The 2,407-nt window shown below is 73.5% G+C and carries 2 protein-coding genes and 1 pseudogene; 1 reads left to right on the top strand and 2 read right to left on the bottom strand.

From position 1 onward, the window contains the following. Positions 1–906, top strand: a 906-nt coding sequence (locus tag H5J30_RS27525) for a chitinase (RefSeq protein WP_181790016.1), incomplete at its 5' end; no start/stop codon positions are given. A gap of 75 nt (positions 907–981) precedes the next feature. On the opposite strand, the gene H5J30_RS27530 is transcribed toward H5J30_RS27525, so the two are convergent. After that, positions 982–1,692 (bottom strand): hypothetical protein, encoded by a 711-nt coding sequence (locus H5J30_RS27530; protein WP_181790017.1) that lies wholly within the window; start codon positions 1,690–1,692, stop codon positions 982–984. Positions 1,693–1,760: 68 nt separating this feature from the next. Continuing rightward, positions 1,761–2,407 (bottom strand): annotated as a pseudogene (locus H5J30_RS27535) (hypothetical protein); the annotation flags it as partial.

Here is a 2,407-nt window from a genome sequence, read left to right on the forward strand (position 1 = left end):
CCCGCCGCGGACGAGGAGTCCGCGCGGCCGGCCGCCGCGTCCATGGCCGTGGCCCCCTACCTCTACAACGGCTGGGGCAGCCCGCCCGACCCCGCGGAGGTCATGGACGCCACGGGCGTCGGCGGGTTCACGCTCGCCTTCGTCCTCAGCAACGGCACCTGCAACCCGCAGTGGGACGGCCAGCGCCCGCTCACCGGCGGCGTCGACGAGGAGACCGTCGCCGCGGTGCGCGCCGCGGGCGGCGACGTCGTCCCGTCGTTCGGCGGCTGGAGCGGCAACAAGCTGGAGAGCTCCTGCGGCAGCGCGGACGCCCTCGCCGACGCGTACCAGAAGGTGATCGACGCGTACGACCTGACGGCCATCGACATCGACCTCGAAGCCGACGCCTACGACAGCCCCGAGGTCCAGCAGCGCACCGTCGACGCGCTCAAGGCGGTCAAGGCCGCCAACCCCGGGCTGAAGGTCGTCTTCACCATCGGCACCGGGCAGAACGGCCCCGACACCAGCCTCATCGACCGGGCCGCGCAGTCCGGGCTGGACGTGGACGTCTGGACGATCATGCCGTTCAACTTCGGCGGCAACGGCGGGGACATGGGCCAGCTGTCCGTCCAGGCGTCGGAGGGGCTGAAGGGCTCGCTGCAGGAGGCGTACGGCTACGGCGAGGAGGAGGTGTACCCGCGCATGGGCATCTCCTCGATGAACGGCAACACCGACGTCGGCGAGGTGGTGGACCAGGACGACTTCCGCACCATGCTCGGCTACGCGCAGGACAAGGGCCTGGGCCGGCTCACCTTCTGGTCGGCCAACCGCGACCGCCCCTGCAACGGCGGCGGCGCCGACACCTGCGGCGGGATCCCGCAGGAGCCGTGGGAGTTCACCTCGATCCTCGCCCAGTACCAGGGGTGAGGTACGGGGGTACGGTGGTGGCTCCTCCCTCGCCACCGTGCCCCCTGGCCCCCTGCCCCTGACCCCCGGCGGCGCTCACCCGGCGAGGAACGACAGGTCGCCGTTCTCCTCGGCCCGGATGGGACGGTCGCCCCACCGGATGTGCTGGACGTCGTCGGTACAGGTATTCGAGACGTCCTGGCAGTAGTAGCCGGTCTCCTCGCCGGGCTCGGCGAGGAAGACCTCCGGCAGCCGGTCGCACCGCGGGTCGACCGGGGCCAGCGGGCCCTCCGTCGTGCCGTTCTTGCCGGTCTCCCAGGCGTACCAGTCATAGACCGCCCGCGCGGTGTGCAGGGTCTTGAGCGGCTTGGCCGTATAGACGAAGTCCTGGCTGAAGGCGCCCGTGCTGCCCGATGTCGTGCCCTTGCTCGTGACCAGCCACGGCACGGTCACACCCTCGTACGTCACGGTGCAGCGGACGGTCTCGCCGCGCGGCCGGTCGGCCTCGCCCGCGCAGCGGCCACGCCCCGTCTCGCCCACGACGCCGGCCATCCGCACCGTCTCCTGGCGCAGATGGTTGAGGACCTTGTCGTTCGTCGCGGCCTCCAGCCCCGGCGACGGGAGTGCCTCCTCCAACTCGCGGTCGGTCAGCCCGGGGTGGTGCGTACTCGGCTCGATCCGCACCGGCCGCTTCTCGCCCTTGACCTCGGAGAGCCGGTACTCCGCGTCGCAGCCACTCGCCTCCTCGGCGCAGCCGCCGACCAGTGCCACGGCAACCGCCGCGGCCGCAACCACCGTTCGCTTCATCGCTCTGTTCTACCGCGCGCACGCCGGTAGGGGTCCCCGGGCGGGGAAGTCGCTTCGGAGCAGTCTGCTCAACGCCCCGTCGCCAGGATGCCGCCGCCCTCGATGCGGCCGGTCACCCGGGCCCGTACGCCCTTCTCCGCCCGCTTCGCCAGCGTCGGTCCCGCGGCGGCGGCCTCCACGTCGCCGGTGGCCTCGATGCCGCGTACGTCCCGGCTGCCGGCCGCCAGCAGGTACCAGTCGCCCGAGGGGGCGCGCCAGTCGGTGGACGCGAGGACGTGCTGCCCGAAGCGGCTGCACGCCGCGGAGTCCTCCCCGTCGCTCTGCGCGGCGACGACGCGGCCGGGCGTCGCGGCGGAGCGGGCCGGCGGCTGCAACTGGACCACGACCCGGCCGGGCCCGCGCCACGTACCGGCCCTGCTGCACACCCAGTCGGCCCGGCCGGCGTTCTCGGGCAACTCCTGCCGGGCGAACACCCAGTTGTTCACGGCCCGTACGCCCTCCCCGCGCCAGCCGTCCAGCCGGCAGGCCGAACGGGCCCAGCCGGCGAGGGCGGGACCGGATGTCGCCTCGCGCGGCTGGCGGGCCGGTGCGCCCTCGCCGGGCGGCGGCGTGTACGTCAGGTGGACGGGGGTGAGGTCGCCGAGGTCGGTGACGAGGAACGAGTGGTCCTCCACGATCCGCGCCGAGGAGCGGAGCTGGAGCGCAGGCCAGGCGT

Origin of the sequence: Streptomyces phytophilus (assembly GCF_013870535.1) — a bacterium.
Classification (GTDB): Bacteria; Actinomycetota; Actinomycetes; order Streptomycetales; family Streptomycetaceae; genus Streptomyces; species Streptomyces phytophilus.

Excerpts from the sequence above, each read along its gene's own strand:
- H5J30_RS27530 (WP_181790017.1), bottom strand. The coding sequence starts at position 1,692 with ATGAAGCGAACGGTGGTTGCGGCCGCGGCGGTTGCCGTGGCACTGGTC.